This window comes from Clostridium akagii DSM 12554 (assembly GCF_000686725.1).
GTDB classification, from domain to species: Bacteria; Bacillota; Clostridia; order Clostridiales; family Clostridiaceae; genus Clostridium_I; species Clostridium_I akagii.
The window spans coordinates 316581-341407 of record NZ_JMLK01000007.1; the positions used below are offsets into that span (position 1 = coordinate 316581).

Sequence of the window (24827 nt, forward strand, 5' to 3'; positions counted from 1 at the left end):
AATATGAGGAATTTAATTAAAGTACTAGTATTAACTTACCATCACCATTGTTAGGACTTGTATCATGGGTAAAAATAGCCATAGATACCAGTCTGGTTTAACTGGAATTGTATCTATGGTGATGGCGCTTTAATTAAATTATTGGTAGCCGTGCAGGTATGATTCTGCACGGCTTTTTTATGTATTAAGGAGGAGAAAAAGATGAATAATAAAATTATCAAACCATCAATATTATCAGGTTTCATGGAATTATTGCCTAAAGAACAAATAGAATTTAATAGAATTATGGATATCATAAAAAACAATTACGAAAAAGGTGGATTTGTACCCATTGATACGCCAGTAATGGAAAAGAGTGAAATACTTCTTGCCAAAGGAAGCGAAGAAACTGATAAACAAATTTATAGGTTTACAAAAGGAAGTAATGATATATCATTAAGGTTTGATCTAACGGTTCCATTTGCTAGATACGCATCACAACATATGGAAAATCTTGTTTTTCCATTTAGAAGATACCAGATTGGAAAAGTGTATAGAGGGGAAAGAAATCAAAAAGGACGTTATCGTGAATTTTATCAATGTGATATAGATGTTATTTCAAAGGGAGAACTAAGCCTTGTAAATGATGCTGAACTTCCAAGTATAATCTGTTCTATATTTAAAGAAATAGGATTACCTGCATTTAAAATACATATAAATAATAGAAAAATTTTAAATGGTTTTTTCAAATCATTAAATGTGGCAGATGCAACAAATGTATTAAGAATCGTGGATAAATTGGATAAAATAGGCGAAGATGCAGTGGCTAAAGAGTTAACAACTATTGGACTTCTTGCAGATATTGTGGATAAAATAATATCTTTTATAAGTATAGCTGGAGACAAATCAAAAATTTTAAATGAGCTTAAAGCATTAAATATTGAAGAGCCAACTTTTAAAGAAGGCCTGGAGGAAATTGAAATTGTAAGCCATTACTTAGAATGCTACGGAGTTACGGAAGAAAACTATGTTATAGATTTAAAGATAGCTAGAGGATTAGATTATTATACAGGTACGGTTTACGAAACAATACTTGAGGATTTTAAAGGTATAGGATCAATATGTTCAGGTGGCCGTTATGATAACTTAGCTGAATATTATACTAATGAAAAACTTCAAGGTGTGGGAATGTCTATAGGAATAACACGATTATTTTCTCAGCTTAAGGATATAGGTATTCTAAAAGAAGAAACATTACCATCGACATTAACAAAGGTTTTAGTAGTACCAATGGATGAAAATATGGATTATGCCATCTCCATTATGAATAAATTAAGAAATGAAGGTATTAACTCTGAAGTTTATCTTGAAAAGAATAAATTTGGTAAAAAACTTACCTATGCAAATAATGCAGGAATTCCTTATATAGTTATAATAGGTGAAGAAGAAATTAAAAGTGGAATTCTGACTTTCAAAAATATGGAAACCGGAGAGCAAGAAAAGCTTAGTGCTCAGGAAATTTTGAATAGGGTGAAATGATTTTTGGATTTTAATGTCTTAATAATTTCTTAAAGCTCAAATAAGAAATTATTAAGGCTTTTTTTAACTGGATATTTTAGTTTATTTGTTGAACTTTCTTCTATAGTCACATTTTTGACATAGAGGTTCAACCACATTTCTATTGGAAAAACCATCATATAATGCATTTGACCGCTTATTTTCTATAATTTCATCAAAGTGACTATGTTGTATATTACCTAAATTAATTATGCCTTCACCATCAAGACAACAAGGAACTACGCTGCCATCCACTAGAATAGCAACTTGATCCCTTAGCCCATAACAAAAACCACATACATTTCCATCGCTTTCATTTATGTCAGGCCAATTAAAAAGTGAGGACTGATTTAGATAGATGTTTGGAGCAAGGGTTATACCACGAGCTATGCCTAGCTTTTCTTTTATCTTGTAATCAAGATTAAAAGTATCTTCTATTTGTCTAAGAATGTACTTATTAGTTTCTTCACTAAGGTTAATGTTGTTGTCCTCACTTAGATTCCATAACCTAAGGGAAGAGATTATATTTGTATTTTTTGAGGCTTCTTTGGCAAAGATTAAAATATCATCTAAATATTTTTCTTTAGTGGTGGTTTTTAGGTTTGCATCAAAGCTATGAAGTGAAAAATTCACTTGCCTTAAAGCAGGTTTATTTAGCATTAGTTCCTTTGAACTTTCTATAAGTGTGCCATTGGTAGTTATATTTACTTTATAACCATAAGCATATGCCATATCTAAAAATGTACCTAGTAGCGGATGCATACAAGGTTCTCCTTTAACATGAAAATATATTTGATCAGAATAATTTTTTATTTCACTTAGTATTTTTTCAAATAGTTCAATTTTCATAAATTCAGGATTACGTTCTGAACTGGGACAAAATTCGCAATTTAAATTACAAACATTAGTTATTTCTATATAAGTCTTCTTAAATTTTTTCATTAGTAAAATCTCCTCGTATTGAATAAAGTGTTATACTTAACGTCAAGTAGATAAAAAATCATGTTACTATGCAAATCATATTATAAGAAATATAATTATTATTAGCAAGAAAAATAATATATGTGGAGGGTTCAAATATGAAAACTTTTGAAGAATATAGCATAAAATCACTAAAACTTAAAAATAGAATAGTAATGCCACCTATGTGCATGTATTCAGCAGATAATTCTGGCAATGTAAATGATTTTCACATTAATCATTATACTACAAGATCTTTAGGCGGAGTTGGGTTTATAATAGTTGAATCAACAGGAATAACACCTAATGGAAGAATTAGTGACAATGATTTAGGCATATGGGATGATAAACATATAGAAGGTTTAAAAACTTTAGTACAAGGTGTAAAAAAATATGGTGCTAAAATAGGAATACAATTAAATCATGCAGGTAGAAAATACCTGGGTAGTTCTGGACAGCCTTTAGCGCCTAGTGCTGTTAGTTATGATGAAAAGTATAAGCTACCTAAAGAGCTTACTAAGCTTGAAATAAAGGAAATTATATTGAAGTTTAAAGAGGCAGCAGTTCGAGCAGATAAAGCAGGGTTTGATGCCATAGAAATACATGCTGCACATGGATATTTAATAGATCAATTTTTATCTCCACTTTCTAATTTAAGACAAGATGGGTACGGCAAAACTACAGAAAATAGAGCTAGATTTTTAAAGGAGATTCTTGTGGCAGTAAAGGAAGTTTGGCCTAAAGGAAAACCAATATCTTTAAGAGTATCCGCTGAAGATTATAAAAAAGGTGGAATGTCAACGAAAGAAATGGTTCAAATTATAAATATAGTGAAAGAATATGTGGATGTTGTACACGTTAGTTCCGGTGGACTTGTTCCGGCACATATAAATCTTTATCCAGGTTATCAGGTGAATTTTTCTGAGACTATAAAAAGGGAGTGTAATATCCCAACTATAGCAGTAGGATTAATAACGGAAATAGATATGGTAGAAGAGATACTATCAAACCGAAGAGCTGATTTAGTTGCTTTAGGAAGAGAGTTACTAAGAAATCCTTTTTGGGTACTTAATAAAGCAAAGGAAAAAAATATAGATATTGAGTTGCCAGAACAATATAAACGCGCTTTTTAGTGGATAGTGACAAGAAAATACTGGATTTTTGTGAAATGTTTTTAATTTCTAGGATAATGTTAAGTACTTCTATCTTTGCATAGCAATATTATAATATTGCAAGAGATGCAAAGGAGATGAACTACATGGATAAATCCTGTTTTAGGGTAAACTTACCATACCCTGAGGTATGTATTGATAGAAAAAATAAATGCTATGCTGCTTTACTTTTAGACAATTACGCATCTTGTGTTAGTGAATATACAGCCATCGCACAATATATTTATGCTCATCTTGTCACTTGTAATGAATGCATTCAAGATGTATTTTTAGGGATTGCCCAGGTGGAAATGTGTCACTTAGCTTTACTTGGAGATGTTATTGTTGATTTGGGGGTTAAACCTAAATTTATTAGTGGTTGTGGTGAAACTTGGTGTAGTAGTTTTGTACCTTATGGTTGTAGTACGGAAGAAAGGCTAAAGCTTGCAATAAACAGTGAATACCAGGCAATACTTCAGTATGAAAAGCATATCGTAAAAATAAAAAATTGTAGCATACAAAATCTTTTAGAAAGAATTATTTTGGATGAAAAACTTCACGTGAAAATATTTAAAGAACTACTATGTGAATATCAGCATTAATATTGGGTTTAGAGTAGTACCAGGAAATGGTGCTACTCTTTTTTAGTCTAACTAGTTCACAAATTAATATAAATAGAGGAATTAAATCTATGGAATATGCTTAAAATAAATTCAAGTATTTTTGTTAGGGTGTGGTAAATTGAAAAATAAAGCAATTCATTATTTACTAATAATAAACTTGGTACTTTTGGCATTGATGTTTTTAAGCAAAATGCAATTTTTAAGAAAGCTTGTTATAACTGTGGATAAAACGGTTATAATTCCATTATTTTTATCTATTTTAATATATTATATAATAAGACCTCTAAATCTAATTTTTATTCATAAAGGAATAAGTTATGGAAAATCTAGTATGTTAACTCTGCTTATTTTCATATTTATTTTAAGTGGTGTTGGAGCTTATTTTGGAAAATATATTTATGAACAATTTTATCAAATAAGCAGTGAGCTTATTGAAATAATAAATGATAAAAACAAGATACATGAAACAATAAAATGGATAGATAATTTTATAAATTTGAATGAAATGTATTCTTTGTTAACTGGTATGGTGAAGGGATATATGGGTAGCTTAGGACAAATAACCAAAAAGGTAGTAGGATATTTTATGAATACCTTTTCTGCTGTGCTACTAATAATAATAATGGTGTACTATTTATTATGTGATGGTCATAAGCTCCATGATAAAATATTGGTGGTTACAAAAGATAATAATAAGAAAAAATTAATATCCAAACTGCTAAATGATAGTGATGATATATTAAATCATTATGTTACAGGTCAAGCTAAAGTAGCATTGTCACTAGCAATGTTGATTTTTATTGGGTATAAAATAATAGGGATGCCAGATGCAATCTTGCTTGCCTCTATAACTTTTATTTTAGCATTTATACCATTTGTAGGATTTTTTATAGCAATGATAATTCCAGTAGTTATTGCAGTGAGCATGGGGATATCTATGCTTATAAAACTTATGGTTGTGTTTATAGTTGTTCAAACCTTAAAAGGAAGAGTTGTTGTACCTATAGTCATGTCTAAGAGCATGAATATACATCCATTAACAGATATAATTTTAGTAATACTTGCAGTGGCAGTGTTTGGACCTTTTGCTGCTTTTGCAGTGGTTCCAGTATATGCAATCTTAAAAAATATAGTTTTGACTATGAGTGGAAATAATCAAAACATTTAGATAGAACTATGTTTTAGTGTTACCCACATGTGTAAAGTTGCATATATTATAGTGAGATCAAAAAAAAGGAGAAAAACCATGTATTACTGTAATTACTACAGACATCAGGAGCCAGAAGGAACATACAATGAGAACAGCGACGAATTTTACAATGACTATGATTCACAGCAATATGACGATTTTGAGATTCCACCTTTCTGCCCATATAGATATTCTTATTCTGAAGAGGGTGAAAGGGGTAGACAGACTGGCCCAGGCTATCCAGTATACCCTGGAAGTCAGCAGCATGGATCACATCACCAATCGCCTCCAAGACCACCACAAGGACAACATCAAGGATCACCTCCAGGACCACCACCAACAAAAGCACCTGTTAAATCACAAAAGAGTGGTGAAGCAAATCTAAAGGCTGTTGATCCAGGTGCATTAAGACCTTGTATATATAGATATGTTTATATTTGGCCTAGAAGAGGGAAATCCTTTTGGGCTTGGCTTACCTATATAGGCAGAGAGTCTGCATCAGGTTATAAGTGGAATGGTCATAGATGGATATACTTTGGAATTGATTTAAGGGATATTCAAAGTTTTCAATGTTATTAAAATATACTTTTAAAAATTTTACCATCATATAGTTACATTTATATGGTTTAGTAAGTTGACTTTTAAGACTCAATTTATTAAGATAAATAGATAAAGTATCTTAATAAAATAACTAATCCGTGCGTTAATCTATTTTTCATTCAGATTGCTAGAGTGAAACCTCCACCTAGGTTGGAAGTTTCACTTTATAATGTTATCCGAATGTTAGTTCATAAAATCACCTTTTTCACAATAAAATGAAAAATTAATTGGGGGACAAGAATGTTTGAAATTAAAAGTTCTAAACTAGCATTAAATACAATTTCTATTTATAGAAACTTACTAGAGGATACCGTGATTAAAAAGCTTAAAGCATTACTTGATTATATTAGTGGTGATGAGAAGCAGCTATCTATAGTTCTTGATCTTTATAATGAATTTTTTTATAATTTAGCTCAAAGTGAGGCAAACTCTTTAGAAGAACATATTATAGATAAAATTTTATTTGATGAAAATCCATTTTCTAAGGGATTTGATAACTATAAGCCAAGTAATAAAAGAGATTTCATAAAAGCAGCAGTACATATAGATTTAGAAAATCTTCAGCTACTATCAAGAGTAAATCCTAGGACTATTAAAAACTACTTATCAAGTTATTTTAGTGAAAATGAATTCAAATATATTATTCAAAAATTACCCGAATGGACTGCTAAATGTTCAGAGTGTAATACAGATGATTATCCAGAACATATAAATATTATAAAGAAAAAATTATGTGTTGCAAGTAGTTGGTCAGAATTTACAGAGGAGCTTGAAGTCTTCCATAAAAACTATGGTTATGGAGCATTTGCTGAGTATAGGGCTTTTGTTTGGGAGCGCGCAAATGGAAAAGGTTACTTTAATGGAATAAAGAAGCCAGATTCAGTTGAAATAGAAGATCTTATTGGATATGAGGTAGAGAGATCTGTAATTATAGAAAATACAGTGCAATTTCTAAATGGATATTCTGGAAATAATGTGCTTTTACATGGGGATAGAGGAACCGGAAAATCATCAACGGTAAAAGCAATATTAAATAAGTATTATACAGAAGGACTTAGAATGATTGAAGTTCCAAAGGCTTATCTTACAGACTTTCCTGACATAATAAGAAATTTAAAGGATAGAACACAGAGGTTTATAATTTTTGTAGATGACCTAGTGTTTGGCGATGATGAAGAGAGTTACACAGCACTTAAGGCAATACTAGAAGGAGGTCTTGAGAGTAAATCTTCAAATATTTTAATATATGCCACTTCTAATAGAAGACATCTGGTAAAAGAATATTTTAGTGAGAGGTTAGGAAATAATGGCGAAGAAGTTCATTCTGGAGATAGCGTTCAAGAAAAACTATCTCTTGCAGATAGATTTGGTATAAACGTTGTATTCTCTTCACCAGATCAGAAAAAATATTTAGAAATTGTGGACGGCATTGCAGCAAAAAGAAATCTGAATATTGATAGAGACGTTTTGCATAGTGAAGCTAAAAAATGGGAACTTTGGTATAATGGTCGTTCCGCAAGAACAGCTAGGCAATTTGTGGATTGGATAGAGGGACAGGGGACAAGTGAGAAGTGACAGGTGAGAAGTTAAAATCGTTAATTTTCATAGAGTGATTTTATGGAATTAAGAAAAAAACGCCTATTTAAAATATAAAATACAATAATAGCTAAAAACCATTGACAACAATACTTTTACGTAATAAAATTTGTTAAAAATAAGTAAAGTTATAGTTAGTGAAATATAGAAGTATGTATATCCTTCATCCTTATCTGGGGATGAGGGAATTTTATATATCATGAAATTAGACATGTTGAAAAAATAGGGGGTTTTTAAATGAGATTGAGTGGGGCTGAAATCACAATAAAACTTTTAGAGAGATTAGGGATAGATGTTATTGCTGGAATTCCCGGTGGAACAAATCTTCCACTTTATGATGCAATGTATAGTAGTGGAATAAAACACATATTAGCCAGACATGAACAAGGTGCTGCGTTTATTGCCCATGGGATAGCTCGGTCAACAGGAAAGGCAGCAGTATGCTTTGCAACATCTGGTCCAGGAGCAACAAATCTTTTAACTGGAATTGCTGATGCAAAACTTGATTCTGTGCCAATAGTTGCTATAACAGGTCAAGTGTCCTATGACTATGTGGGAACTGATTCTTTTCAAGAAGTGGACACATACGGGCTAACAGTACCAATAACAAAACATAATTTTTTTGTCAGATCTGCTGAGGAACTTTTTCATGTTATTCCTGAAGCTTTTAAAATTGCAGAAGAAGGCAGAAAAGGACCTGTTTTAGTTGATATCCCTAAAAATGTGCAAACAGAAGAGGTAGAATTTGAAAAATGGCCTGAACTTAATGTTGAAATCCAGATTAATACTATTGATGAAGCGTTAATTAAAGAAGCTGCAAAGATGATAAATGATTCAGATAAACCAATTTTATATATTGGTGGTGGAATTACAAATTCAGATTCTTCAGAAATTTTGTATAAGTTTGCAAAAAAGAATAATATACCAGTAGTTACAACAATAATGGGCCTTGGTACTTTTCCAATAGAAGATCCTCTTTATATTGGAATGCTTGGAATGCATGGTGAAAGATATACTAACTTACTCTTAAATGAAGCAGATCTTATACTTGCGTTTGGAGTTCGTTTTGATGATAGAGCAGTTGGAAATATAAATAAATTTTGTCCTGAAGCTAAAATAATTCATGTGGACATAGATGATGTAGAAATAGATAAAATAAAAAAAGCCAATCTATCAATTTGTGCAGATATAGCCAAAGTCATGGAAAAAATCATAGATTTCATTGACAATAATAACAGAAAAACTTGGATAACACATATACAAGACAAAAAAAATAAAATGCCAATATCTTTGCCTAAGGATAAGGATGAATTTCATCCAATAAATATAATTAAAATGGTAAGCAATTTAGCTCCAGATGATGCTTTAATTACCACAGATGTTGGGCAACATCAGATGTGGGTTGTGAAAACATATCCATTTAAACACCCCAAAACACTTTTAACATCTAGTGGACTTGGAACTATGGGTTTTGGTCTTCCTGCAGCAATTGGTGCAGCAATTGCAAATAAAGATAAAACTATAATTTGTTTTTCTGGTGATGGATCGTTTTTGATGAATATTCAAGAACTTGCTACTTTGGCAGACTTGCAGCTAAACGTAAAAATAATAATACTAAACAATGGACATTTGGGTCTTGTAAGACAGCAACAACAATTGTTTTACCATGAGCATTATATGGCATCAAAATTTGCTACAAGTCCAGATTTTGCAGTTATAGCAAAGGGATTTGGAATTAATGGATATAATATTAAAAAAGATGAGAGACCATTCGAAGTATTTAAGAAGATGTTTAGTGAAAAAGGACCATATTTAATAAATATACCAATTGAAGAATTTGAGAATGTAGTACCAATGGTAGTGCCTGGAGCAGGTATTTCTGAAATGGTAGGTGGTGAAATAATATGATTACAGAAAACTATGTAATAAAATTAATAGTTAACAATCATCCAGGAGTTATGTCTCACATTGTAGGACTATTCTCTAGAAGGGCTTTTAATTTAGAAGGTATAATATGTTCAGAGATAGGTGATAGTAACACCAGTCAAATGTATTTATTAATAAAAAATGATGAGAGAACAGAACAGATAATAAAACAACTGGAGAAGTTGTATGATGTTTTAGATGTTTCACTACATGCTGAAGATCAATACCCAATTTTCAATAAATTAGATAACGAACTAGGCAAGCTATAGGTAAAAAGTTAAGACTATTTTTCCTTGGTGTAAAATAGTAATATAAACATAAGAAGAGGTATTACAGTAGAGTCTGGTTTCTACTGTAATACCTCTTCTGCAAATTTAAAATCAAAGTAATATTTACACTACTTTTCAATAATAGTTTTGTAATCTTCCACTTTTTTTGGTATGTCAGCAGAAATAATTTCTTCAGGTAATTCACCATCCATACCTAAATAATAGTGGCGTATTGGTGATAAATCTTCATTTAATTCATAAACAAGAGGAACACCAGTTGGTATGTTTAAATTAGCTATTCCATTTCCAGGAATTTTATCAAGATATCTTACAAGCGACCTTAATGTATTTCCATGAGCAGCTATAATAATTTTTTTTCCCAGCTTTATTTCAGGAACAATAAACTCATGCCAGTATTCAATTACTCTTTTTTGAGTATCATCAAGATTTTCAGTAACAGGTATTTCTTCTTCCTTTAAGTCATGATATTTAGCTTCATTACCTGCATATCTCTCATCGGTTTTTTCCAGTGATGGTGGTCTTACGTCTACAAATCGTCTCCATTTGTGAACTTGCTCATCTCCATATTTTTTAGCGGTTTCAGCTTTGTTTAAACCTTGAAGTGCACCATAATGTCTTTCATTAAGTTTCCAGGATTTATATACAGGTATCCATAAAAGATCTAATTCTTCTAAAATAGAAGAAAGTGTTTTTATTGCTCTTTTTAAAACTGAAGTGTAAGAAATATCAAACAAATAATTATTGCTTTTTAATATCTTTCCTGCGTGTTTTGCTTCTTCTAGACCTTTTTCAGATAAATCTACATCTGTCCAACCGGTGAATCTATTCTCTTTATTCCATTCACTTTCACCATGTCTAATTAAAACTAATTTTGTCATAAAAATCCCTCCTGGTAACTTTATATATTTATTTTTATAATGTGTGTTATAAAATATTGTAGCTTCTTTATATAAATTCTATACAATTGACATAGAGATTACAAGAGATAATAATTATTATTAAAAATAAAAATTTTATAGTTTAAATTAAAATTCTTTACACAGAACATATGTTCGTATATAATATAATTAATTGGATAAAAATATGTAACAACAGGGTTTAATATATGAAGATGGAAGGTTTGTATATGGGAAAGTGTAAGGAAAAAATAATTTTTCACATCGACGTGAATTCAGCTTTTTTATCATGGACTGCGGCAGATGCACTTCAACACGGAGAAACTGTGGATATAAGAAAAATAGCAGCAGTTATAGGAGGAGATCCATTAAGCCGTCATGGAATAGTTTTAGCAAAATCTATGTTAGCTAAAAAATACAATATTAAAACTGGAGAATCTTTGTTTTCAGCAAGGCAAAAATGCCCGAAACTTAAGGTTGTGGCTCCTAAATATGATTTATATGTAAGATGTAGCAATGCTATGCTAAATATTTTAAATGAGTTTACACCTGTAATACAGAGGTTTTCCATTGATGAGTGTTTTTTGGATTTTTCCAATATGGAAAATATCTATAAAGATACAATGAAACTTGCGTATGATATAAAAGATAGGATAAATAGGGAACTTGGATTTACAGTTAATATAGGAATAGCTCATAACAAGCTCTTAGCAAAAATGGCTTCGGATTTGGAAAAACCAGACAAGGTTCATACCCTTTTTGAAAATGAGATAAAGAAAAAAATGTGGCCACTGCCTGTGGGGGATTTATTTATGGTAGGAAGGGCTACAGAGCCTAAGCTCCATAAATTAAATATTAATACCATAGGTGAACTTGCAAATTTTGATATTAATATTTTAAAAACTGTGTTTAAAAGTCATGGTAATTTAATATGGAACTATGCTAATGGAATAGAAAATTCAAAGGTAAAACCAGGTAATCTTACAGACATGAAGAGTATGGGTAATTCAACAACAATGGCATTTGACATCAGTGATAGGAGTACTGCATATATGGTACTACTTTCACTTTGTGAAACTGTTGGAATGAGACTTAGAAATTCACAAAATCTTTGCACACTGGTATCTATCGAAATAAAAAACAGTGATTTTTCATGCTATTCAAGGCAACGCAAATTAATGCATGCAACGGATTGTACAAATGAAATTGTAAAAACTACCTATTCTCTTTTTGATGAAGTTTGGAAAGGGGAAAAGCTGAGACTTCTAGGAGTATCAGTATCAGAACTCTGCTCAAATGAAAACTATCAGATATCCATCTTTGATAATAAAGATATGGAAAAACACAGAGCATTAGATAGTACTATTGATAAAATTAGGATGAAATACGGTTCAAATTCTGTTCAAAGGGGCATGTTTTTGCAATCTGGTTTAAAGCCAATGAGTGGTGGTGTAGGAGAAGATGAATATGCGGAAATGTCCAGTAGGCTATAAGGAGAGGCTTATCATCAGATGTATAATGCTACTTTTAATAGTCAAGCACGTGCTTTAACTCCAAAAAAATCTGTGGTGGTGAATATTTAATGAAGATATTAGCAAAGTATGTTGATATGCTAAGTTGGGGTGACCAAAATGGGAATTTGCATCCCATAAGATTCAGGTATTCTGCAGAAGATGAAAGAAATGTAGTGATAAAGGTTGATAAGGTTATACAGATTACTAAGGAAAATATAGCAGGAAATAATATGTTGGTATTTAGGTGCCAAAGCATAATATGTGGTATAAATAAGTTATTTGAATTAAAGTATGAAATAAGTAATTGTAAATGGATATTGTTCAAGATTGAATAGTTTAAATAATAGTTTCATAATTTTTTAGTTAGCACTGAGATGCGGTGAAATATCATCTAAGTGCAATGCTTATTATTCGGACAACATGTCTTCCAGACTATTAAGATCTAAAATTTTAAATGAATTTTTGTGAAAATCTATAAGATTGTCATTTCTCATGTTCATAAGTTCTCTTGAAAGTGACGGACGGGGTACACCTAAGGTCTCTGCCATTTCATTTCTAGAAGAATTAATTTGAAACATGAGATTTTTGTTTATATAGTAATTTTCAAGTAAAAAACTTGATATTTTCTCACGTAAAGTTTCGTAGGATAGGCTCTTTAGTTTTTTATTAAGCATAAGAATTTTGTTGGATAATAACCCCATGAAATTATTTAACATCATAGTGCTAATGCTACAAAGTTTAATAATATCATTTTTGCTTATAAATAATATCTTACAATTATCCGAAGCCATAATTGTAGAAGGATATTTATTCATATCTGAAAAAATAACAACTTCCCCGAATATGTCCGAAGGTGAAAATTTTGCTATAGTAACAGTTTTACCAGATGAAAAAAGCTTTTTTATCTCAATGGAACCTTCTAATATAATTCCTAAATTATAGCAATTTTCACCTTCAGCAGCTATTAATGCATCCTTTGAATAGGAATTTATTTCGTAATGTATTTTGGATAATAGAATTTCCATGGAATTTATATCGAAATTTTTGAATATTATGCAGGCGCTTAGCGCAGGGGAAATCCCAGTCATCTTAGTCACTTCCTTTTAACAAATTCTGAATATTTAGTACAAATTTAAAATATTTTAAAAAAGGTAACACAAGTTACCGACTTTATATTAAAATATTACTATAATAAAAACATGAAAGCAAGATAAAATGTTATGGTTCATTAATGCAGCTGAAAGAAAATAAAAAATTAAATATCTTAATATAAAACGGAGGCAAAAATATGAAAAGAGAAATTGTTAAAATACATGAAGAGAAATGTAATGGATGTGGAATATGTGTAACAGCTTGTCATGAAGGCGCAATTAAAATAGTTGAAGGAAAAGCAAGGCTAATAAGTGATATTTATTGTGACGGGTTAGGCGATTGTCTTCCAGGATGCCCTGAAGGAGCTATTGAAATAATTGAAAGAGATGCTAACGAGTACAGCATAGAGGCCGTAGAAAATCTTAAGGCAGAAAAAGAAAATCAATTACAGGAAAAACATGTTATGACTTCTGGATGTCCAGGAACAGCAGCTAGGGCTATAGTTAGGAAACAACATATTGCAGAAAAACCAATTAAAAGCATAGATGTGAAGAGTGAAGAAAAAAATAGCTCGGAACTAAGACAATGGCCTGTTCAATTAAATTTAATAAATACAAGAGCGCCATATTTAAACGGGGCTAATCTATTAGTAGCAGCAGATTGTACGGCTTATGCCTACGCAGATTTTCATAAGGATTTTATAAAAAATCATATAACAGTTATAGGATGTCCTAAATTAGATGACGTAAATTATTACAAGGAAAAGTTAAAAGATATTTTGAGTAATAATGATATAAAAAGTATAACGGTAGTAAGAATGGAAGTACCATGTTGTGGTGGAATCGTTTCTGCAGTAAAATCAGCAATGCTGGAATCTGAAATTATCGTTCCATATAGGGAAGTTGTAATAAGTACTGAGGGAAACCTACTATAAAAGTGACAAGAAATTGATGGGATCTTAAGAAAAGAGTTTTTTCTTTGCTATGGTAATCCATGATGCTAAAAAGCAACATGGATTATTTGTTTTTTAGTACATGACACTGATATTATCACTCAAAAAAAACTAGAAACTTGTCACTCTAATTTGTACTTTTTTTCATGAAGCACTGATTTCCAAAAGAAAAATGCTATAACAGATATTGTTATTAGTGGTGAAATGAATTGTGGAACTTCTATACTAAAACCTTCAAGTATCATTACAATGCCAAGACATAAAATAGAATACATTGCTCCATTTTTAAGGAATACATATTTTTTGATATTTTCTATATTTCCTAATGTAAGTTGTCTAACTACAAAGGCTCCTAGTCCATTTCCAAGTATTATTAGAGGTACTGACATGGTAAAAGCAAATGCACCTAAAACTCCATCAATGGAAAAAGTTGCATCAATAATTTCTAAGTATAATATCTTACTAATATCTGACATATGACTTTTATTATTTAATAATTCATGTTCATTAGATTCTGCATTTTTTTTGAAGCCATCAGTTATAAAAAATGCGGAAGATCCTATTACTGATGATAAAGCTAGCATTGTATTGTATTTTAAAGATAGCCCAACAATTATAGCTAAAATTATGGAGGCTGCGGCATAAAACCAAGCACCGTGTTTTAGAAAAAATTTTTCAGGTGAAAGCCCAAACTTTTTATCTTCCATAAACAGCCAATGCAAGAATAAGAATAATAAAAATATCCCACCACCAAGCATAAGAAATGGTTTAGTAGTTTCAATGGAATCCTGCACGTGTGGATCATTTGAAAATGTTGCTGTAAGAGCACCTATTGGTCCAAGACTAGTATTAGTAAGCCATACTATAAGCCAAGGTAGTAGGCCACGTACAACAAATACTGCGAATAGTAGACCATAAACAAGAAAAAATTTCTTGCCTTTTTCCGACATAGTTCCAAGTACTTCTGCATTTATTACAGCATTGTCGATACTAGATACTACTTCAAAAATACATAATCCAACCAAAACAAACAAAACTGAGAGCATTCCCATATAATCCACTCCTTGCAATTAATATTATCTTTTATATATGACATTATGCTAACATATTAAAAATAATAAATATACCTTTTGTTGAATGTTAAAATCTAAAATGTTAAAATCAATAGGTAGGTTTATTGAGTATAATAACAAATTATGCTAAAGATTAAAATATATTTTTATATTATCACGCATTCTGGAGGAAAATTTATGAAGACTTATGATATTATTGTTATTGGAGCGGGACCAGCAGGCATTTCAGCAGCAATAGCGGCTAAAAAAGAAGGTATTGATAATTTAATTATACTAGACAGAGAGGACAACCTGGGTGGAATACTAAATCAATGTATTCATGATGGGTTCGGAATGGATACTTTTAAAGAAAATATCACAGGACCTGAATATGCAGAAAGACTTATAGATATAGTTAAAACTTTAAATATTGGATATAAGACTAAGACCACAGTTTTAAACATAGATAGAGATAATATAGTCACCGCAGTGAATGGAATAGATGGTGTATTCAGAATAAGAGGTAAAGCTTTGATATATGCAGCAGGAGCTAGAGAAAACGGGAATTTAAAAGGGGATATAAACAGAAATAAGTGTGCAGGAATATATACAGCAGGGACGGTTCAGAGATTTGTTAATGTGGAAGGTTATGTAACTGGCAAAAATGCTATAATTTTAGGTTCAAATAATTTAGGACTTATAATGGCTGGAAGATTAGTGATTGAAGGAATCCATGTAAAGGCTATAATAGAGCCTGAAAAAAATATATTAGGACTGGAAAAAAACTTTATGAATTGGGTAAAACCTTTTGATATACCAGTTAAACTTGGCTATGACATAATAGGAATTGAAGGTACTAAGAGGATAACTGGGGTAACTATTATAAAGGTTGATATAAATCACAGGAGACAGGAAGGTACAGAAAAATTTATAGCTTGTGATAATTTAATATTGGCATCAAAATTAATTCCGGAAACTGAAATTATAAGTAAGCTAGGTGTTAGTATGTGCAAAAAAAACAATGAACCTAAGGTGGATGAAACTTTGCAGACAAATATTAGTGGGATTTTTGTATGTGGAAATGCACTACACATTAATGAATTTGCTGATAGCGTGGCTAAAGAAGGAAATATTGCAGGTATCAATGCAGCCAAATATATTAAATTTGATGGGAGTGTTTTTTAATGAAGAAAAAAATCATACTTAGAGAGATTGCTGGATGGACAGCATCAATTTTATTTGCAGTTGTAATAGCCGTAGTAGTAGACACAAAAGTTTTTGCTGCGGTGGAGGTTAGGCAGAGTTCCATGGAAAATACACTTTATCAGGGACAAAAACTTATTATTGAAAAAGTAAGCTATAATTTCAGTAGCCCTAAAAGCGGAGATATAATTATTTTTTTAGAGGATAAGTATAAAAAAAATTATGGTGATGAATTAAATATATTTAAAGAGGATGTTGAAAACCAGCTAAATTTGAGTTCAAGTGTAAATACAAGACTAGTAAAAAGGGTAATCGGGGTACCTGGTGATAAAATTGATTTAAAAGATGGGTATGTATATGTGAATGGCAAAAAAATTAATGAAAGCTATGTCACAAGTAAAACTTTTAAAGAAGACATAAGTTTCCCTATAAAAGTACCAGAGGGAAAGTTATTTGTATTAGGGGACAATAGGCAGGTAAGTCGAGATAGTAGAAGTTTTGGACTTATCGATTATAAACAAGTAGATGGTAAAGTTATACTTAGGATATGGCCATTGGACAAGCTGGGAAAGGTTAAGTAAGTCGAAAGGGACAGGTGACTAAATAGAAGTCCCTTTGCTAAAAATTTAGTATAAGTTTTTTAAATTTGTACAAAATAAAACTAGCAAAGGGGGAGTCAGTATGAAACCTTATAAAAAGATTTCTATAATAAGTCTAGTAATTATATTTATGGTTTTAATCACAATAAATATAAATAATAAAATGTTATATCCACAAGTGAAAGCTTATACAAATAGTGAGGATGTTACGGATATAGCATTAAGCCCTGGGAAAAATCCTACAGAACTAAATTATAATTGGTATAGTAAAGATGGTGATAAAAAGAGTGCTGTGCAGATAGCGTTAAAGTCAGATATGGATAGTGATGAATTCCCTATAAATAAGGCCAAAACTTTTTATGGAGAAATATCCAAGGCAAATGATGATTTTTTTGCAAATAAAGTTATAGTTCAGGGGATTGAGGAATCAAAGGAATATGTGTATCGTTTAGGAGATGGTACTAATTGGAGCAAAGTATATAATTTCTCCAGTCGTAATCCAAACCAATTTAGCTTTTTTTGTGCTGGTGATCCACAGATAGGAGCAAGTGGGAATATAGCTAGCGATGAAAAAGGATGGATAAATACAATAAATAATGCTACAAATAAATTTCCTAATGCAAGTTTTTTAATTTCAGTAGGTGACCAAATTAATAAGGGAAATAATGAACAGCAGTACACAGCATATTTTGCACCAAAACAATTTCAAAGTTTACCTATTGCGGCTGTTGCAGGAAATCATGAAGGTAGCAGTAAAGGGCATACTTATCATTTTAATCCTCCAAACATGAAAAATCCAGGAGACGATTATGATTTTAAATATGGGGATGCATTGTTTTTAATGCTTAACAGTAACAATACAAATGAAGATGAACACGCAAGCTTCATGGAAAAAACTATTAATGAAAATCCAAATGCAAAATGGAAAATAGTTGTATTACATCATTCGCTTTATAGTTCGGGTGGTCATGAAGATGATAGTGCTATTGTTGAAAGAAGAAATGCCCTAGTACCCGTTTTTGATAAGCTGGGAATTGATGTGGTGTTAAGTGGTCATGATCACAGTTACACAAGAACTTACCAAATGCAGGGAGGAAAGGCAATGGGAAAAACAGAAAAAGGTATGGATGGGGCTATTTTGAACCCTACAGGTACTCTTTATATAACAGAAAACTCTGCAAGTGGTAGCAAATATTATAAAATTGATTCCAAAAATAATAGTTATTATGAAGCATTTAAACAGCAAATAAAAGTTCCAACAATATCTGTAATTAATGTAGATAAAAATAGTTTTGAGATAAATACGTACAGGACAGATAATATGGAAGTCACAGATAAATACAAGATTGTTAAGAGCTAACAAAAGTACCAAGTTAAAATCTTCATTAACTTGGTACTTTTCAGCAAAAAAAGTGTAATTCAATCTCCATCTACTCTCTTATCTACCACTTTAGTAGATTCTCACCGCTAATATACCAATGTATTCTTTAACCGCTAAGCTAAGGTTTAAAATTCCACTGCCAGAGGGTAAAAGCTCATTAACTTCAAATTTCACATCAACGTTAGTCTGATAATCAGTAGGAAAGGGAAGCACTTTCACATTAAATTTATTAAATTGTTTTACAGCTCTTGGCATATGAAAAGCTGATGTTACAAGAATGGGATTTTTGAAATTGTGGTTTCCCATAATTGCTTTGGTATATTTAGCATTTTCAGTTGTATTAACACTTCTAGTATCTATAAATATCATATTTTTAGGCACACCAATGGAAATTAAAATATTACGTGCTACTAAAGACTCAGATCCTGAGGAGCTAAAAACCTTCCCACCGGAAATTATTATTGGTATGTTCAATTTTTTATATAATTCTATAGTGGTAAGAAGCCTGTTAGCAGAATATCCAGAAAGATGACCCTTAAAATCCAAATTTGGGGTATCTAGAGTTGCGCCACCGCCAAGCATAACAATGACATCGCCTTGAGGACTTTTGGGAACAGAATATTCTTTTTCAAGAGGTGAAATAATTAAGCCGGTAACAAGAGGAGTGCAAAAAGCATAAAATATAATAGTTAAAATCATTAATGGTTTAAAAAGTTTGTTTTTGGTTCTAAAAAGCTTAAAACATATTACAATAAGTAGAAGTATAAATATGCCTGGAGGAAGTATAAATGTAGAATATAAAAATTTTATAATATAAATCATTGCTAAAATACTATGCAACTAAGGGCATTGGCATAGTTTCTCCTTTCAATAAGTAATATAACTCTTTTATAAATCTAACATAAAAATATTAAATATAAAAGTATTTTATGTGCAATATATGTAACTGTGTCATTTTTATATGCAAGGAATATTATATATTGTGAAGAACTAAAGCTTAGGGCATCTTCAAAAAAAATATTGGGGAAGTGAATGGGTATGGGTTTAAGCTCTAAGGATATTGCTAATTGTGGTCTTTTCGGGAAGAAAAACAATAATATTTTATTAATTTTGATAGTTGTATTCTTCTTGTTTTGCTGTTGTGGTGGTGGAGGTAATGCTGGAGGAATCATATCAAGTTGTGACCCGTGCGGCAGAAGGCGTAGAAGAGGAAATGGCGTCGGCGGTGGCATTGGGAGAGTATCAATAATCTGGGTAGTTGTGATATTAGCATTACTTGCAGGTGGTAATAGGAATACAAATACAAATATAATAAATTTGGATACTGATGATGGTACGGATTTTGCTGGAAGTACCACTGGATTTTAGTATCTAATGTTTGAATTACCTAGGGAGGGGGTTGTATGTTTCCAAATAATTTAGGATTTAAACGTGGTGGGAATTGTTGTTGCAATTTATCGCAACTTACTATATTAATATTAATAGTTTTGCAGTTCAGTAAGAAAAAAGATTGTATAGGTACAGACGAGGACGGAGAAGGGCAACTTGTAGATGATGGTATATTATTCATAATTACTATATTTTATTTATGTTGTTGTAATCCTTGTAAACAACAAAGCATTTGTTAACAATTAAGGAGGGCAATTAATTTGGCCCTCCTTTTTAATAAAGGGGTGATATTATGTCAACTAGTGATGGAGAGCCATTAGAAGGTGAAGAAGTTATAGATGGAAATAATGATAATTTTGCCAATATGGATTTTGGAAATTTGGCAGGGCTATTTAAAAATATAGATATGAGCCAAATAATGAGTTTACTAGGCTCTGTGGATATTGGGCAGTTATCATCTTTATTTGGTCCTATGGGTATGAATTCAGCAAATGTAGCTGAAGAAAGGCCGAGAGGAAATAAGGAATTTGAGGTTCTAAATGCATTGAAGCCTATGGTTAATTCAGATAAGGCAGATCTTATAGATATGATACTTCAAATTTATACTATAAGTAAAATATTGAGATGAAATAAATCTTATAAGCTATAAATGGATACGAAGATGATTTTTTACATGCCTAAAGGTGCATAATGTATGCACCTTTTTTTAAGGCAATCTATTCTGATAATTTTTACGTATTATTTTCTTGATTGTGCCTAAACAAAATATGGATTAAAGAATAGTATATATTAACAGCATAGATTTTGCTTTTAGAAAGGAGGATAAAGTATGGGCATAATGGATATGATCGGGAAAACTGGTAAAGGATCGAATTTAATTGTATGGGGTTTAATCCTTGTAGTTGTTTTTGGATTTGGTAAGGGTAAAAAATTCTATAATTTTAATTTTAATAAAGATGGAGAAAAAAATGGGAATGAACATGAAAATGTGAGGGAAAAAGAAAGGGTTACTACGCATCATGGACATAAACGTAGAACTTCACATACATCAGCAGAAAAAAAATTTGAAAATATGTCTAAAGAAATACCCAATGATAATAAAACTGGTTTTAAAAAAATTTTAGGCAATAATGGAATATTTATTCTTGTTGTAGTTGCTTTACTATTTTTATGTAAGGATGGGAAAAAACATACTTCAGAAGAAGCTGTTTAAGGTTAGGGTTAAATTTATATTTTAGGTGAGTGGTTGTTAACTAAATATTCACCTAAAATATAATAATTTAAAAATGAGGAGGTATAAACATGCCTACACATAAAAAGCATCATCACATTGTGAAGGAGCCAGAAAGTAATAATAACAATAATCCATTTGATTTTAATTTAGACAGTATAGCAAAGTTATTGGGTAAAGTTAATCTTTTAGATATGGTACCGGTACTTGAAAAAATGGGGAGTAGAGAAGCAGAAGGTAATAATAAATCTAAAGCAGATATAATAAATGCAATTAAAATTCTTTTAGATTCAGATAAGGGTGAACTTGTAGCTGTTCTCATTGAGGCCTATGGAATGAGCAGACTGAGTATAAAAAAATAACATAATTTATTTTACAGTAGCACAAGTTTTCATATATTGAATAAAATATAATATAAACAAATGATGGAAAATATGATACAAAGCATTACGGCCCAAGGAGGGTTATTAATGAGTAGAAGATATGAAAGTAATTGTGGATGTCAACAAAATGTTCCAATGTTCCCCAATATAGGCGGATTCGGCGGAAGAGGTTGCGGCTGTAGTTTACCTACTTTAATAATTTTAATTTTAATAATACTTCAGTTTAGCAAAAAATCCAGAAGAACAAGTTCAGGTTCAAGTTCTTCATCAGGTTGTGCAGGTAAATTAGTAGATAACAGCATATTATTTATAATAGCTCTATTCTATTTATCCTGTAATAGTCCATGTAAAACAGGTTACTAATTTATACTATAAGGAGGGTATGTATTTACCCTCCTTTAAATAAAGAGGTGTTTTTATGTCTAGTAAAAATGATAATAAAGAAAGTAATAAAGATATGGATCCAACAGAAATACAAAATATGCTTAAAAATATGGATATGAAAAAATTGCAAGACACAGTGAATGATGTAAACATAAACGAATTGCAACAAACAATAAATAATATAGATTTCAAGCAACTGGCAGCAATAATCAATATGCTTAAGTTTATGACAAAAAATAAAGGTAAAGGATCAAAGTAATTCACATTTTTTATATATCTGAATAATATATAGTATAAACAAATGATGGAAAATAAAGATACATTGACCACAGCCCAAAAGGGGGGGTATATATGTGTAGAAACCGCCAAGAAGTTGCAATATGTCAACCAGTACCAGCTATTGGAAATGATTGTTTATGTAGTTTGCCATCACTGGTTATATTAATATTAATAATTCTTCAATTTTCTAAAAAGGGAGGACATGGCAGCAAATTGGATAATGGAATCTTATTTATAGTTGCATTATTCTATTTGTCCTGTGGTAACCCTTGTAAAAATACAGGTTGGTAAAAATTCCCGAGGGCTTAGGCCCTCTTTTATATCAGCAATTTGAAAAAATACTATGCACGAAAATACAAAATTCATGAAAAATTCATTGTATATACTAAATTAATTTATTGCACAAATTGATTTTTCATGTATAATATATTGGTAGGCTTTTAATATATTATATAAGCGCCAGAACTTAAGTTGAGATGGATTTTAAAGCTAGCTTAAGTTGACGAGGACAAGGAGTATCGAAAATTCGGCGGATACCTTGCGGTATGGCACTACCGAAAATATTGGTAAAAGCAGAAAGTGATTTCTGTGACAATATCAATAAGGTGTCTAAAAGCCTTTTAAACTAAAAGTTGAAAGGTAGGTATTAATTATGTGCGGAATAGTTGGTTACATCGGGAAACAGGAGGCACAACCCATTCTTATGAATGGTCTTAAAAAGCTGGAGTATAGAGGATATGATTCAGCGGGGATAGCAGTTATAAACAAAAAAGATGAAATGAATATCACCAAAAGTAAAGGTAGATTATCAAATTTAGAGGATAAGTTAGCAAAACATGTTTTAGAAGGAAGTACGGGTATAGGCCATACAAGATGGGCTACACACGGAGAACCATCAGAACTTAATTGCCATCCTCATACAAATTCGAAAAATACAATAAGTGTTGTTCATAATGGAATAATCGAGAATTATTTGCATTTAAGAGAATGGCTCGCAACTAAAGGTTATAAATTTTATTCTGATACAGATACAGAAGTTATACCAAATCTTATAGATTATTATTATGAAAATGATCTTTTAGAGGCATCAATTAAAGCTGTCGGAAGATTAGAAGGAAGTTATGCACTAGGAATTATGTCTACAAATGAACCAGAAAAAATTATTGCTGTAAGAAAAGATAGTCCACTTATTGTAGGAGTTGGCAAGGATGAATATTTCATAGCATCAGATGTTCCTGCAATTTTAAACCATACAAGAGAGATTATCTATTTAGAAGATAAGGAATTTGTAGTTCTTACAAATAGTGGAGTAAATGTTTTTTCATTAGATGGTGAAAAGATAGAAAAAGAAGTTCATCATGTAACATGGAGTGCTGATGCAGCAGAAAAAGGCGGTTTTGAGCATTTTATGTTAAAAGAGATTCATGAACAGCCTAAGGCTATAAGAGATACTATGACTTCAAGAATTATCCCTGGGCAACCAATAAATTTAGATAATATAAGTTTAACTCAAGAAGAAATAAAAAAAATAGACAAAATATATATAGTAGCTTGTGGAACAGCATATCATGCAGGTTTTTTAGGAAAATATGTAATCGAAAAATTAGCAAGAATACCAGTAGAAGTGGATATTGCATCTGAATTTAGATATAGAGATCCTATAATAACTGATAGAACTCTTCTAATTGTAATGAGTCAATCAGGAGAAACAGCCGACACATTGGCTGCTTTAAGAGATTGTAAAGCTAAGGGAATAAAAGTGTTAGCAATTACCAATGCAGTGGGAAGTTCTATAGCAAGAGAAGCCGATGATGTTTTATATACTTGGGCAGGTCTTGAAATAGCAGTTGCATCTACAAAGGCATATACTACTCAGCTTATTACAATGTATATATTGGCATTATTCTTTGCTGAAAACAAAAAGACTTTAACAACGGATGAAATTGAAACAATTAAAAAAGATATGCTAACTTTACCAGAAAAAACTGAAGAAATGTTAAAGCATAAAGAAGTACTACAAAAATTTGCTTCAAACAACTACATGCATAAGGATATGTTCTTCCTAGGAAGAGGAATAGATTACGCTGTAGCGATGGAAGGTGCTTTAAAAGTTAAAGAAATTTCCTATATCCATTCAGAAGCCTATGCAGGTGGAGAATTAAAGCATGGTACAATTGCTCTAATTGAAGAAGGTACTGTAGTAATTGCACTTGCAACACAGTCTGATTTGTATGAAAAGATGATAAGTAATGTTAGAGAAGTAACAACAAGAGGCGCTAAAGTTCTTGGTTTTACAGCCGAAGGCAATACAAGTATAGAAAAGACTGTAGATGCAGTAATATATGTGCCAAAGGTAACTGACATACTGTTACCAGTTATTACTGTAGTACCATTGCAATTATTAGCTTATTATATTGCAGTTCAAAGAGGCTGTGATGTTGATAAGCCTAGAAATCTTGCAAAATCAGTTACTGTAGAATAGGTTATATGAATAAAAATATTTTTGTTGTAGGTTTTGAATAAAGTTTGATATCTTAAAACAAAGTTTGATATTTTGTAATAAAGTTTGATATTTTAAAATAAAGTTTGAATAAAATTTTA

General features: G+C 31.1%; 28 protein-coding genes. 23 read left to right on the forward strand and 5 right to left on the reverse strand.

Going from position 1 to position 24827, the window contains the following annotated elements:
* Positions 1 to 201: 201 nt before the first annotated feature.
* Complete coding sequence (gene hisS, locus BR66_RS0103745) at positions 202 to 1518, forward strand: histidine--tRNA ligase (protein WP_026881703.1); 1317 nt, start codon at positions 202 to 204, stop codon at positions 1516 to 1518.
* Positions 1519 to 1599: 81 nt separating this feature from the next.
* On the opposite strand, the gene BR66_RS0103750 is transcribed toward hisS, so the two are convergent.
* Positions 1600 to 2478 (reverse strand): radical SAM/SPASM domain-containing protein, encoded by an 879-nt coding sequence (locus BR66_RS0103750; RefSeq protein WP_026881704.1) that lies wholly within the window; start codon positions 2476 to 2478, stop codon positions 1600 to 1602.
* Positions 2479 to 2615: 137 nt separating this feature from the next.
* On the opposite strand from BR66_RS0103750, the gene namA reads away from it, so the two are divergent.
* From namA to ilvN, 7 genes are all read left to right on the forward strand, one after another.
* Positions 2616 to 3629 carry an NADPH dehydrogenase NamA gene (gene namA, locus BR66_RS0103755; RefSeq protein WP_026881705.1) on the forward strand — a complete coding sequence of 338 codons (1014 nt, stop codon included), beginning with the start codon at positions 2616 to 2618 and terminating at the stop codon, positions 3627 to 3629.
* A gap of 125 nt (positions 3630 to 3754) precedes the next feature.
* Positions 3755 to 4249, forward strand: a complete 495-nt coding sequence (locus BR66_RS0103760) for a ferritin-like domain-containing protein (RefSeq protein WP_026881706.1) — start codon at positions 3755 to 3757, stop codon at positions 4247 to 4249.
* A gap of 139 nt (positions 4250 to 4388) precedes the next feature.
* Entirely contained in the window at positions 4389 to 5438 is a 1050-nt protein-coding gene (locus BR66_RS0103765; RefSeq protein ID WP_035795388.1) for an AI-2E family transporter, read from the forward strand.
* A gap of 78 nt (positions 5439 to 5516) precedes the next feature.
* Positions 5517 to 6038 (forward strand): hypothetical protein, encoded by a 522-nt coding sequence (locus tag BR66_RS0103770; RefSeq protein ID WP_026881708.1) that lies wholly within the window; start codon positions 5517 to 5519, stop codon positions 6036 to 6038.
* A gap of 261 nt (positions 6039 to 6299) precedes the next feature.
* Positions 6300 to 7634, forward strand: coding sequence for an ATP-binding protein (locus tag BR66_RS0103775; protein WP_026881709.1), 1335 nt, complete (start codon positions 6300 to 6302; stop codon positions 7632 to 7634).
* Between the two features lie 258 nt (positions 7635 to 7892).
* Positions 7893 to 9563: a biosynthetic-type acetolactate synthase large subunit gene (gene ilvB, locus BR66_RS0103780; RefSeq protein ID WP_026881710.1), complete on the forward strand. Its 1671-nt coding sequence runs from the start codon at positions 7893 to 7895 to the stop codon at positions 9561 to 9563.
* A complete protein-coding gene (gene ilvN / locus BR66_RS0103785; RefSeq protein ID WP_026881711.1) occupies positions 9560 to 9850 on the forward strand; it encodes an acetolactate synthase small subunit in 291 nt (96 codons plus the stop codon). Before ilvB ends, ilvN begins: the two co-directional genes overlap by 4 nt.
* A 128-nt stretch (positions 9851 to 9978) precedes the next feature.
* Here ilvN and gpmA read toward each other — a convergent pair whose 3' ends face one another.
* Entirely contained in the window at positions 9979 to 10749 is a 771-nt protein-coding gene (gpmA, locus tag BR66_RS0103790) for a 2,3-diphosphoglycerate-dependent phosphoglycerate mutase (RefSeq protein ID WP_026881712.1), read from the reverse strand.
* A gap of 248 nt (positions 10750 to 10997) precedes the next feature.
* On the opposite strand from gpmA, the gene BR66_RS0103795 reads away from it, so the two are divergent.
* Together BR66_RS0103795 and BR66_RS0103800 are read left to right on the forward strand one after the other, a co-directional pair.
* Entirely contained in the window at positions 10998 to 12260 is a 1263-nt protein-coding gene (locus BR66_RS0103795) for a Y-family DNA polymerase (protein WP_026881713.1), read from the forward strand.
* Between the two features lie 89 nt (positions 12261 to 12349).
* Positions 12350 to 12616, forward strand: a complete 267-nt coding sequence (locus BR66_RS0103800) for a hypothetical protein (RefSeq protein ID WP_026881714.1) — start codon at positions 12350 to 12352, stop codon at positions 12614 to 12616.
* A 72-nt stretch (positions 12617 to 12688) separates the two neighbouring features.
* Here the strand turns inward: BR66_RS0103800 and BR66_RS0103805 are convergent, their stop codons facing one another.
* The gene (locus BR66_RS0103805) at positions 12689 to 13369 is read right to left on the reverse strand and encodes a Crp/Fnr family transcriptional regulator (protein WP_026881715.1); all 681 of its coding nucleotides are present in this window, start codon (positions 13367 to 13369) and stop codon (positions 12689 to 12691) included.
* A 200-nt stretch (positions 13370 to 13569) separates the two neighbouring features.
* Here BR66_RS0103805 and BR66_RS0103810 point away from each other — a divergent pair, with 200 nt between their 5' ends.
* Positions 13570 to 14307 (forward strand): ATP-binding protein, encoded by a 738-nt coding sequence (locus BR66_RS0103810; RefSeq protein WP_026881716.1) that lies wholly within the window; start codon positions 13570 to 13572, stop codon positions 14305 to 14307.
* A 140-nt stretch (positions 14308 to 14447) separates the two neighbouring features.
* Here the strand turns inward: BR66_RS0103810 and BR66_RS0103815 are convergent, their stop codons facing one another.
* Positions 14448 to 15377 carry a DUF475 domain-containing protein gene (locus tag BR66_RS0103815; protein ID WP_026881717.1) on the reverse strand — a complete coding sequence of 310 codons (930 nt, stop codon included), beginning with the start codon at positions 15375 to 15377 and terminating at the stop codon, positions 14448 to 14450.
* Positions 15378 to 15575: 198 nt separating this feature from the next.
* Here BR66_RS0103815 and BR66_RS23075 point away from each other — a divergent pair, with 198 nt between their 5' ends.
* The 3 genes from BR66_RS23075 (at position 15576) to BR66_RS23080 (ending at position 18539) form a co-directional block, all read left to right on the forward strand.
* Positions 15576 to 16562, forward strand: a complete 987-nt coding sequence (locus tag BR66_RS23075; protein ID WP_051624089.1) for an NAD(P)/FAD-dependent oxidoreductase — start codon at positions 15576 to 15578, stop codon at positions 16560 to 16562.
* Complete coding sequence (gene lepB, locus BR66_RS0103825; protein ID WP_026881718.1) at positions 16562 to 17161, forward strand: signal peptidase I; 600 nt, start codon at positions 16562 to 16564, stop codon at positions 17159 to 17161. Before BR66_RS23075 ends, lepB begins: the two co-directional genes overlap by 1 nt.
* Positions 17162 to 17261: 100 nt before the next feature.
* Positions 17262 to 18539: a purple acid phosphatase family protein gene (locus BR66_RS23080; protein WP_035795391.1), complete on the forward strand. Its 1278-nt coding sequence runs from the start codon at positions 17262 to 17264 to the stop codon at positions 18537 to 18539.
* Between the two features lie 90 nt (positions 18540 to 18629).
* On the opposite strand, the gene BR66_RS0103835 is transcribed toward BR66_RS23080, so the two are convergent.
* Positions 18630 to 19382 (reverse strand): YdcF family protein, encoded by a 753-nt coding sequence (locus BR66_RS0103835; protein ID WP_026881719.1) that lies wholly within the window; start codon positions 19380 to 19382, stop codon positions 18630 to 18632.
* Positions 19383 to 19592: 210 nt separating this feature from the next.
* Between BR66_RS0103835 and BR66_RS23085 the strand changes: the two genes are divergently transcribed.
* The 9 genes from BR66_RS23085 (at position 19593) to glmS (ending at position 24708) form a co-directional block, all read left to right on the forward strand.
* Positions 19593 to 19928: a hypothetical protein gene (locus BR66_RS23085; protein ID WP_051624090.1), complete on the forward strand. Its 336-nt coding sequence runs from the start codon at positions 19593 to 19595 to the stop codon at positions 19926 to 19928.
* 35 nt (positions 19929 to 19963) lie between these two features.
* Entirely contained in the window at positions 19964 to 20188 is a 225-nt protein-coding gene (locus tag BR66_RS0103845; protein ID WP_026881720.1) for a hypothetical protein, read from the forward strand.
* 53 nt (positions 20189 to 20241) lie between these two features.
* Positions 20242 to 20577 carry a hypothetical protein gene (locus BR66_RS0103850; RefSeq protein WP_026881721.1) on the forward strand — a complete coding sequence of 112 codons (336 nt, stop codon included), beginning with the start codon at positions 20242 to 20244 and terminating at the stop codon, positions 20575 to 20577.
* A 201-nt stretch (positions 20578 to 20778) separates the two neighbouring features.
* Entirely contained in the window at positions 20779 to 21162 is a 384-nt protein-coding gene (locus BR66_RS0103855; protein WP_026881722.1) for a hypothetical protein, read from the forward strand.
* An 89-nt stretch (positions 21163 to 21251) separates the two neighbouring features.
* Positions 21252 to 21542 carry a hypothetical protein gene (locus tag BR66_RS0103860; protein WP_026881723.1) on the forward strand — a complete coding sequence of 97 codons (291 nt, stop codon included), beginning with the start codon at positions 21252 to 21254 and terminating at the stop codon, positions 21540 to 21542.
* 108 nt (positions 21543 to 21650) lie between these two features.
* A complete protein-coding gene (locus BR66_RS0103865) occupies positions 21651 to 21926 on the forward strand; it encodes a hypothetical protein (protein WP_026881724.1) in 276 nt (91 codons plus the stop codon).
* Positions 21927 to 21981: 55 nt separating this feature from the next.
* Positions 21982 to 22206: a hypothetical protein gene (locus BR66_RS0103870; protein ID WP_026881725.1), complete on the forward strand. Its 225-nt coding sequence runs from the start codon at positions 21982 to 21984 to the stop codon at positions 22204 to 22206.
* A gap of 92 nt (positions 22207 to 22298) precedes the next feature.
* Complete coding sequence (locus tag BR66_RS0103875; protein WP_035795394.1) at positions 22299 to 22517, forward strand: hypothetical protein; 219 nt, start codon at positions 22299 to 22301, stop codon at positions 22515 to 22517.
* Between the two features lie 361 nt (positions 22518 to 22878).
* Positions 22879 to 24708 (forward strand): glutamine--fructose-6-phosphate transaminase (isomerizing), encoded by a 1830-nt coding sequence (glmS, locus tag BR66_RS0103880; protein WP_026881727.1) that lies wholly within the window; start codon positions 22879 to 22881, stop codon positions 24706 to 24708.
* The last annotated feature ends 119 nt before the right edge of the window (positions 24709 to 24827 follow it).

Bases quoted from the DNA above. Each gene is read 5' to 3' on its own strand.
- BR66_RS0103760 (WP_026881706.1), top strand. From the start codon at position 3,755: ATGGATAAATCCTGTTTTAGGGTAAACTTACCATACCCTGAGGTATGT.
- BR66_RS23080 (WP_035795391.1), top strand. From the start codon at position 17,262: ATGAAACCTTATAAAAAGATTTCTATAATAAGTCTAGTAATTATATTT.
- BR66_RS0103870 (WP_026881725.1), top strand. From the start codon at position 21,982: ATGTCTAGTAAAAATGATAATAAAGAAAGTAATAAAGATATGGATCCA.
- BR66_RS0103810 (WP_026881716.1), top strand. From the start codon at position 13,570: ATGAAAAGAGAAATTGTTAAAATACATGAAGAGAAATGTAATGGATGT.
- BR66_RS0103865 (WP_026881724.1), top strand. From the start codon at position 21,651: ATGAGTAGAAGATATGAAAGTAATTGTGGATGTCAACAAAATGTTCCA.
- glmS (WP_026881727.1), top strand. From the start codon at position 22,879: ATGTGCGGAATAGTTGGTTACATCGGGAAACAGGAGGCACAACCCATT.
- BR66_RS0103835 (WP_026881719.1), bottom strand. From the start codon at position 19,382: ATGATTTATATTATAAAATTTTTATATTCTACATTTATACTTCCTCCA.
- BR66_RS0103855 (WP_026881722.1), top strand. From the start codon at position 20,779: ATGGGCATAATGGATATGATCGGGAAAACTGGTAAAGGATCGAATTTA.
- lepB (WP_026881718.1), top strand. From the start codon at position 16,562: ATGAAGAAAAAAATCATACTTAGAGAGATTGCTGGATGGACAGCATCA.
- ilvN (WP_026881711.1), top strand. From the start codon at position 9,560: ATGATTACAGAAAACTATGTAATAAAATTAATAGTTAACAATCATCCA.
- BR66_RS0103805 (WP_026881715.1), bottom strand. From the start codon at position 13,369: ATGACTGGGATTTCCCCTGCGCTAAGCGCCTGCATAATATTCAAAAAT.
- BR66_RS23085 (WP_051624090.1), top strand. From the start codon at position 19,593: ATGGGTATGGGTTTAAGCTCTAAGGATATTGCTAATTGTGGTCTTTTC.
- BR66_RS0103800 (WP_026881714.1), top strand. From the start codon at position 12,350: ATGAAGATATTAGCAAAGTATGTTGATATGCTAAGTTGGGGTGACCAA.
- BR66_RS0103875 (WP_035795394.1), top strand. From the start codon at position 22,299: ATGTGTAGAAACCGCCAAGAAGTTGCAATATGTCAACCAGTACCAGCT.
- BR66_RS0103750 (WP_026881704.1), bottom strand. From the start codon at position 2,478: ATGAAAAAATTTAAGAAGACTTATATAGAAATAACTAATGTTTGTAAT.
- BR66_RS23075 (WP_051624089.1), top strand. From the start codon at position 15,576: ATGAAGACTTATGATATTATTGTTATTGGAGCGGGACCAGCAGGCATT.
- namA (WP_026881705.1), top strand. From the start codon at position 2,616: ATGAAAACTTTTGAAGAATATAGCATAAAATCACTAAAACTTAAAAAT.
- BR66_RS0103770 (WP_026881708.1), top strand. From the start codon at position 5,517: ATGTATTACTGTAATTACTACAGACATCAGGAGCCAGAAGGAACATAC.
- gpmA (WP_026881712.1), bottom strand. From the start codon at position 10,749: ATGACAAAATTAGTTTTAATTAGACATGGTGAAAGTGAATGGAATAAA.
- BR66_RS0103850 (WP_026881721.1), top strand. From the start codon at position 20,242: ATGTCAACTAGTGATGGAGAGCCATTAGAAGGTGAAGAAGTTATAGAT.
- hisS (WP_026881703.1), top strand. From the start codon at position 202: ATGAATAATAAAATTATCAAACCATCAATATTATCAGGTTTCATGGAA.
- BR66_RS0103795 (WP_026881713.1), top strand. From the start codon at position 10,998: ATGGGAAAGTGTAAGGAAAAAATAATTTTTCACATCGACGTGAATTCA.
- BR66_RS0103845 (WP_026881720.1), top strand. From the start codon at position 19,964: ATGTTTCCAAATAATTTAGGATTTAAACGTGGTGGGAATTGTTGTTGC.
- BR66_RS0103815 (WP_026881717.1), bottom strand. From the start codon at position 15,377: ATGGGAATGCTCTCAGTTTTGTTTGTTTTGGTTGGATTATGTATTTTT.
- BR66_RS0103860 (WP_026881723.1), top strand. From the start codon at position 21,252: ATGCCTACACATAAAAAGCATCATCACATTGTGAAGGAGCCAGAAAGT.
- ilvB (WP_026881710.1), top strand. From the start codon at position 7,893: ATGAGATTGAGTGGGGCTGAAATCACAATAAAACTTTTAGAGAGATTA.
- BR66_RS0103775 (WP_026881709.1), top strand. From the start codon at position 6,300: ATGTTTGAAATTAAAAGTTCTAAACTAGCATTAAATACAATTTCTATT.